Source organism: Arthrobacter sp. TMN-50, assembly GCF_054511125.1.
Window position 1 is genome coordinate 1 of sequence record NZ_JBTNDG010000028.1, and the last position, 5940, is coordinate 5940.

11 protein-coding genes are annotated in these 5940 nt (G+C 59.3%); 5 read left to right on the forward strand and 6 right to left on the reverse strand.

What is annotated here, in order from left to right:
• Positions 1-123: 123 nt before the first annotated feature.
• On the reverse strand, positions 124-564 hold the full coding sequence (locus ACX80A_RS15050; protein ID WP_459260575.1) for a hypothetical protein: 441 nt from the start codon (positions 562-564) through the stop codon (positions 124-126).
• An 82-nt stretch (positions 565-646) separates the two neighbouring features.
• On the opposite strand from ACX80A_RS15050, the gene ACX80A_RS15055 reads away from it, so the two are divergent.
• Positions 647-991: a hypothetical protein gene (locus ACX80A_RS15055; RefSeq protein ID WP_459260576.1), complete on the forward strand. Its 345-nt coding sequence runs from the start codon at positions 647-649 to the stop codon at positions 989-991.
• A gap of 77 nt (positions 992-1068) precedes the next feature.
• On the opposite strand, the gene ACX80A_RS15060 is transcribed toward ACX80A_RS15055, so the two are convergent.
• The 4 genes from ACX80A_RS15060 to ACX80A_RS15075 form a co-directional block, all read right to left on the reverse strand.
• The gene (locus tag ACX80A_RS15060) at positions 1069-1368 is read right to left on the reverse strand and encodes an antibiotic biosynthesis monooxygenase family protein (RefSeq protein ID WP_459260577.1); all 300 of its coding nucleotides are present in this window, start codon (positions 1366-1368) and stop codon (positions 1069-1071) included.
• A 41-nt stretch (positions 1369-1409) separates the two neighbouring features.
• The gene (gene trxA, locus ACX80A_RS15065) at positions 1410-1784 is read right to left on the reverse strand and encodes a thioredoxin (RefSeq protein WP_459260578.1); all 375 of its coding nucleotides are present in this window, start codon (positions 1782-1784) and stop codon (positions 1410-1412) included.
• A 95-nt stretch (positions 1785-1879) separates the two neighbouring features.
• Positions 1880-3238 (reverse strand): IS256 family transposase, encoded by a 1359-nt coding sequence (locus ACX80A_RS15070; RefSeq protein ID WP_459260579.1) that lies wholly within the window; start codon positions 3236-3238, stop codon positions 1880-1882.
• Positions 3239-3318: 80 nt separating this feature from the next.
• Positions 3319-3969 (reverse strand): cysteine hydrolase family protein, encoded by a 651-nt coding sequence (locus tag ACX80A_RS15075; RefSeq protein WP_459260580.1) that lies wholly within the window; start codon positions 3967-3969, stop codon positions 3319-3321.
• A gap of 335 nt (positions 3970-4304) precedes the next feature.
• Between ACX80A_RS15075 and ACX80A_RS15080 the strand changes: the two genes are divergently transcribed.
• The 4 genes from ACX80A_RS15080 to ACX80A_RS15095 are packed head-to-tail and all read left to right on the forward strand — an operon-like array spanning position 4305 to position 5350.
• Positions 4305-4613 carry a hypothetical protein gene (locus ACX80A_RS15080; protein WP_459260581.1) on the forward strand — a complete coding sequence of 103 codons (309 nt, stop codon included), beginning with the start codon at positions 4305-4307 and terminating at the stop codon, positions 4611-4613.
• A complete protein-coding gene (locus tag ACX80A_RS15085; protein WP_459260585.1) occupies positions 4573-4656 on the forward strand; it encodes an OsmC family protein in 84 nt (27 codons plus the stop codon). Before ACX80A_RS15080 ends, ACX80A_RS15085 begins: the two co-directional genes overlap by 41 nt.
• A gap of 54 nt (positions 4657-4710) precedes the next feature.
• Positions 4711-4908 (forward strand): OsmC family protein, encoded by a 198-nt coding sequence (locus tag ACX80A_RS15090; protein ID WP_459260582.1) that lies wholly within the window; start codon positions 4711-4713, stop codon positions 4906-4908.
• Between the two features lie 37 nt (positions 4909-4945).
• On the forward strand, positions 4946-5350 hold the full coding sequence (locus ACX80A_RS15095; protein ID WP_459260583.1) for a four-helix bundle copper-binding protein: 405 nt from the start codon (positions 4946-4948) through the stop codon (positions 5348-5350).
• 117 nt (positions 5351-5467) lie between these two features.
• Here ACX80A_RS15095 and ACX80A_RS15100 read toward each other — a convergent pair whose 3' ends face one another.
• Positions 5468-5614 carry a hypothetical protein gene (locus tag ACX80A_RS15100; protein ID WP_459260584.1) on the reverse strand — a complete coding sequence of 49 codons (147 nt, stop codon included), beginning with the start codon at positions 5612-5614 and terminating at the stop codon, positions 5468-5470.
• Positions 5615-5940: the final 326 nt, after the last annotated feature.

The following is a 5940-nucleotide window of genomic DNA, read 5'->3' on the forward strand; positions in this document are numbered from 1 at the left end:
TGTGCTGAACTCATGTCCTTGCCTTCCTATCGTTGGTACCCACCGACGATAGACAGGGCGGCACGGACAGTTCTGCAATCTAGGACACAGTGGGCCCTGGCAACGGAATTCAGTGCCCAACTGCTACTGGGTGACTGCCCACCCGGTGGCGTTGACGAGTTGCAATCCGACCTCCTGACCGATCCGTATGACGGGGTCGCCCGGAACCTCGATGGTGAGCACAGCCGTGGGCCCATTGGGCTGGTTCTGTCCGTGGCCGGTGACGCGAACCAGTGTGTGGGCGCCCAACGACTTCAACCCGGTCACGGAGCCCTTTGCTGGTCCGTCGGCCGGTGCGACGATGCGGATGGCTTCTTGGACTTCGACGAGGTCGGCATCGACGACGTGTGGGAGCGGATTGAGAAGGGCGCCGGCCAGAAGCTCCCTTGGCAGGGTACCCAGTTCGGTAATCCGCGGTGCAACCGTTATACGACGGGCGTGTCGGCGGAGGGCACCTTTGCGGTCGCCATCGATCCAGCAGACACAGCAGATATTGCCGCACGCGACCGTCTGCTCGACCACCATGGCGGCATGTTTTTTTGGTGGTCAACCCCGATCTGTTGGCGTAGCGCGGATCCTTCGAGCCGCACTGCGATACCCGGGAGACGTGGCTGTCCTTGCCGGGCTCGGTCGGCGAATCATTAGACGGGCCGGAGGCATACGTGCGGTGTGGAGTGCGTGGCAGAGCGACAGCCTGAGCGTCAAGACCTTCGTTGTCCATAACTTCATGGACTCGAAGGTTGTCGCGCCAGCGTGGGCGCTCATGGAACAGGGTGAGGCCAGCGAGGATCCTGCTGTCCGCGGAGCCCAGGAACGGCTTGGTGCCTGCATGTACACCATGGCCCACCCCCGAACGGGCCAGCTAGTGCCAGCCTGCACCCAACACTCCGTCCTGGACCCCGCCGAAAACAGGGAACTACGCATCATGCTTCCCTTACGAGTAAAAAACTAAGGGTCACAAAACCGAGGGCTAAAACGGGTGGTCAACCCATGCCGACCGGCGTTGGTTGACCACCCGTTGTCCGAGATCTAGTGAGGATCGACCGTGTTCGCGTCAAAATGAATCATTTCCACGGACGTGACGTGAGCTTTGAGTAAGGCCAATACGGTGCGGCCTTCCTCGGTCTCCGGAAAAACTTCGGTGTGGTCGCTCAGCGAGCCCCATCCGACACGAAGCAGATACACGTCGGGCTGGTCGACGCTGGGATGCAGGTCTACCGAGCGGCATCCTTGAACCCCGAGGAGGTTCTGCCGGATTGCCGGATACGTGGTCCGGAATTCTCCATGTCCGTCGGGATGGATAGTGAGTTGAGCGTGCTCGTAAATCATGGGTCTGTCCTGTCTGTGGTGTGGGGGGTATGTTTCATGAGTTAGCTGACGACCCGCGATCCGTCCGTTGCGAGGCCGTCACGGATGGCCTGCATGTCGAGAGCTCTGACATCGGCGATGACTTGTTCCAAGGCGGCCGCGTCGATCGCTCCTGGCTGGGAGAAGACCAGCACTTTGTCCCGGAAAGCCATCAACGTGGGTATGGAGCTGATCCCCGCCTGAGCGGCAAGTGTTTGTTCGGCTTCCGTGTCGACCTTCGCGAAGGCAACATCCGGGTGCTTGTCGGATACTGCGCTGTAGGTGGGTGCGAACATGCGGCAGGGTGCACACCAGCCGGCCCAGAAGTCGATCAGAACGATCTCATTGGTCTCAAGGGTGGATTCGAAGGTCTTACTGGTGATGTCGATGGTTGCCATCGGGTCACTCCTTAGAGCTGAACGAAATTTTGTGAAGGACAAATGGTCAGGGCAAGGGCCTGTCAAGTTGTTTGTGTAAGTGAGTGGGCCATTTTTTAGTTAAGGTAGTGGTCGAGGCGTTCGGGGTAGGTGATGGCGAGGTGGCCGAGGGCTTGGTTCCAGCCTGCGGTTGAGGCGCCTTCGACGAGGTGGTTGCCGGTGGTTCCCTTGCTGGTTTTCCGGCTTTTGCGGCGTTCTCTGGCGCGTTTGTCTTCGATGTTGCAGATCGAGAGCCAGAGCAGTTTCACGGCTGCCTGGTCGTTGGGGAAATGGCCGCGGTTCTTGATGATCTTGCGCAGCTGGTAGTTCAGCGACTCGATCGCGTTGGTGGTGTAGATGACCCGCCGGATAGCTGGTGGGAAGGCCAGGAAGGGGATGAAACGCTCCCACGCGTTCTCCCAGACCCTCACCGCGGCAGGGTATTTTTGGCCCCACTGGCCGGCGGCGAAGTCCTCACGGGCTGCTAACGCGGCTTCCACGGTCGGGGCGGTGTAGATGTGCCGTAGCGCCGCCGCGATGGGCTTGCGGTCACCGTACGCGACGAACTTCATCGAGTTACGAATGAGGTGGACCACGCAGGTTTGCACGGTGGTGTTCGCCCAGGTGGCCTGGATCGCTTCGGGGAACCCGGTGAGCCCGTCACAGCAAGCGATTAGGACATCCTTGACACCCCGGTTGGCCAGCTCGGCGCAGACCCCGGCCCAGAACTTCGCTCCCTCGGTCGCTTCGACCCAGACGCCCAGGACGTGCTTGACGCCCTCCAGGTCCACGCCGACAGCGATATGAGCGGCCTTGTTTTTCACCTGGTGCCCGTCACGAATTTTCACGACGATGGCGTCTAAGTACAGGATCGGGTAGATCGGCTCCAGCGGCCGGGCCTGCCAGGCCATCACCTCGTCCAGGACCTCGTCGGTGATCTTTGAAATTGTCTCGCGCGACAGCTCGGTGCCGATTGTTGATTCGAGGTGGTAGGCGATGTCTCGGATGGTCATCCCGCCGGCGTAGAGGCTGATGATCATCTCATTTAGGCCCCCGGTGCGCCGGGAACCCTTGGGCACCAGTTGCGGCACGAAGGAACCGTTCCGGTCCCGCGGGACCGCCAAATCCACGTCCCCGGCAGTGGTCGCCACCGTCTTCGGGTAGGAACCATTCCGAGAGTTCGGTGCGAACCGGCCCTCCGGGTCGCCTTTCTCGTAGCCCAGCTCCGCGGAAAGCTCGGTCTGCAGGCCACGTTCCAGGACGGCTTTGATCATCTGGTTCAGGAACCCGTCCTTACCGTCGATCTGAAGCTGCCCAGAGTCGATTTGCTCCATCAGCTCATCCATCGCACCAGAGGCCTTCAACGCCTCCATACCGTCGGCCGCAGCGACCTTCGCCGCCAAAGCCTCCGCGTTCCGTAATTCGTGTTCAGTCATCGTCACAATGATTCTCCAATCAATCAGCGACCGCATCCCTTACACAATCAATCTGACACCCTCCAGGGCAATCGCCAGTATCAGGCTGAGATAGCGGCGATTGCCTCATCGGTGGTCATCACGGCGCCCGCGATGTAGTTGAAATTCGTCAGAGCGGCGGCATACCCGTCTCCCAATTCGGGGTGTTGCGCTGCCGCCGTGGCGTCAGAGACCACAGCCACGTCGAAGCCCTGCTCCAACAGTTCCCGCAGGTGACTTTCGATGCAAAGGTTCGCGGACATTCCTGCGAGGATCACTTTGCTGATCCCGCGTTTACGCAATTGCAGCACCAGGTCGTTCTGTTCGGGACCGTACACCTTATGGGGGCTGCACACGACGGTCTTTCCATCCTGAATGTAAGGCTTGTACTGTTCCAACCAGTCAGCGCCGGAGCCTTCGAAGCCGTCCAGGTTCAAGGGGCCGGGTCGGTCAAACATGCCGATCTCGTGCATCTTCGTTTCCAGCGTTCCGCCGAACTCCCACTGGTGGTCGTGGGGGAAGTAGTAATGCGGTGAAATGAACACTTTGTAGCCGGCCGCTTTCGACCCGGCGAGCAGCTGATCGATGTGTTCGACTGTGTTGTTCGCTTTGACACTGTTGCCGACCAGTTCCCAGGTAACACCGTCGGGGCTGAGGAAGTCGTTTTGTGGGTCAGTCAGCACGAGTGCTGTAGTGGACGGGTCGAATTGCATGGCTCTCCTGAGGGTAGGTGGTGAATCCCCAACGGAATTCCCTCCAGACGCTAGCCGTCCACCGCCCATTGTTCTGTAAGCCAGGACACCGTTCTCAGACCGGACCGCAAAAGGAACCCGTGTGCAAATATTCGGGTGCTTGTCGGGTAGCTGATACGCCGGATCGAGAACACTGGAACCTGTCGCGGAAGAACTGTATTCCAAAGCACAGAACTTCGGGCGGGTGCCACATATTGTTCGCTGAAGCCCACGAAAAACCCGCGATGGACCTGAAACCTCCGGAGAGAGAATCACGTCGGTGTGATCAGCAATGTAGACAACAGGGATGGGTAGCGATGGCCAGGCACAGCGAAAAAGTGGAATTCCTTGGCTCGCAGGGGGCGTTGCTGGTGGCGCAGCTCGATCTGCCGGATTCACCGCCCTTGGCTTACGCGTTGTTCGCGCATTGCTTCACCTGCAGCAAGGACGTACTCGCAGCTGAGACCGGAGTCGGAGCATTCGCCCAGCAGGTGACGGTCGGCGGGCACCGGTTGAACCGCGGCCGAATCCGTTCCGATCGGTACCGATACAGGCCCGTCGCCGTACGATTTTCTGCTCGCCGGGCTGGGCGCCTGCACGTCGATGACCGTCAGAATGTATGCTGACCGCAAGCGATGGCCGCTGGAAAAGGTGACCGTTTCGCTGTGACACAGCAGAATCCACGCACAGGACTTCACCGACTGCGAAACCGAAACCGGCAAGTTGGACCGAATCGACCGGGTCATCCGCTTCGACGGCGAGCTCAACGACGACCAGCGTCAGAGATTGCGCGAGATCGCTGATAAATGCCCAGTCCACCGCACCCTGCATTCGGAAATCCTCATCGAAACGATAGTCTCTGACACAAATCCGGGGCGGACCAGCGTCCGGGACGAGCCGGGTACGAAGGTGATGGAATGAACAGTCTCAATGTGATGGCACTTTATAGGGAGAGACTATGAGTACAGCTAGATCCATGATGGCGGCGCACCCTGACGGTGAGCCATTATTAGCCGAGGCGCTGGGCACATGCATTGAAGCTGCCTTCGCCTGCGCACAGGCAAGCGATGCCTGCGCGGACGCCTGTATGGCGGAAGAGACGGTAGCTGAATTGCGAAAGTGCATTCGTCTCAGTTTGGACTGCGCTGATCTTTGTATGGCCACCGGCCGGTTCCTCAGCAGGCTGACCGATGTCGACGGCAACCTGCTGAAGACGATCCTTATGGCATGTAGAGACTTCTGCACCACGAGCGCAATCGAATATGAAAAGCACGCCGAGACTTACCCATATTGCCGGATCGCTGCCGAGGCCTGCCGCCGATGCGAACAGGCCTGCCAGGATTTACTTCCCCGGCCGTTCTGAAGTCAGCAAACCATGCTCCCGAATTCCTGACCACTTGTTCTCGAGGGTGTACTGCGAAGCATGAGGCGCCTGGCTGACACACTCATGATCAGGGCACCCAGGACGTCCCTGATGTTGTCAGGGTGAGGCCTGAAACGACGCAACGGCCTCGTCGGTGGTGATGACGGCACCTGCGATGTAGTTGAAGTTCGTCAGTGCAGCGGCGTCGCCGCCTCCCAGTTCAGGGTGTTGTGCGGCTGCCATGGCGTCCGCGACGACCGTCACGTCGAAGCCCTGCTCCAGCAGTGAACTGAGACGACGTCGTATCGCATCCTGGACTTGTGCAGAGGACTATGGACATTCCGTGCAGACGACTTCAGAAAATGACAATTTTATGACGGCAGACGAGTGGGACTGCCCCGGATTTGGTTGACTCTCGGGGTTTAGTGTTGTCAGGCGGCTCTGAGGCCGGTGTTTAGTATCTCAAACTCGACGGGTGTTAGCCCAGGGTTTTCTTGGTCTATGCGTTGACGGGGCGTGTTAATCGATGAAAGGTGCCCCTGACGTGGGAAAATGTTGTTACCACACACCATTTTGACCACACCAAAAGG

Excerpts from the sequence above, each read along its gene's own strand:
- ACX80A_RS15050 (WP_459260575.1), bottom strand. The coding sequence starts at position 564 with ATGGTGGTCGAGCAGACGGTCGCGTGCGGCAATATCTGCTGTGTCTGC.
- ACX80A_RS15060 (WP_459260577.1), bottom strand. The coding sequence starts at position 1,368 with ATGATTTACGAGCACGCTCAACTCACTATCCATCCCGACGGACATGGA.
- trxA (WP_459260578.1), bottom strand. The coding sequence starts at position 1,784 with ATGGCAACCATCGACATCACCAGTAAGACCTTCGAATCCACCCTTGAG.
- ACX80A_RS15070 (WP_459260579.1), bottom strand. The coding sequence starts at position 3,238 with ATGACTGAACACGAATTACGGAACGCGGAGGCTTTGGCGGCGAAGGTC.
- ACX80A_RS15075 (WP_459260580.1), bottom strand. The coding sequence starts at position 3,969 with ATGCAATTCGACCCGTCCACTACAGCACTCGTGCTGACTGACCCACAA.
- ACX80A_RS15080 (WP_459260581.1), top strand. The coding sequence starts at position 4,305 with ATGGCCAGGCACAGCGAAAAAGTGGAATTCCTTGGCTCGCAGGGGGCG.
- ACX80A_RS15095 (WP_459260583.1), top strand. The coding sequence starts at position 4,946 with ATGAGTACAGCTAGATCCATGATGGCGGCGCACCCTGACGGTGAGCCA.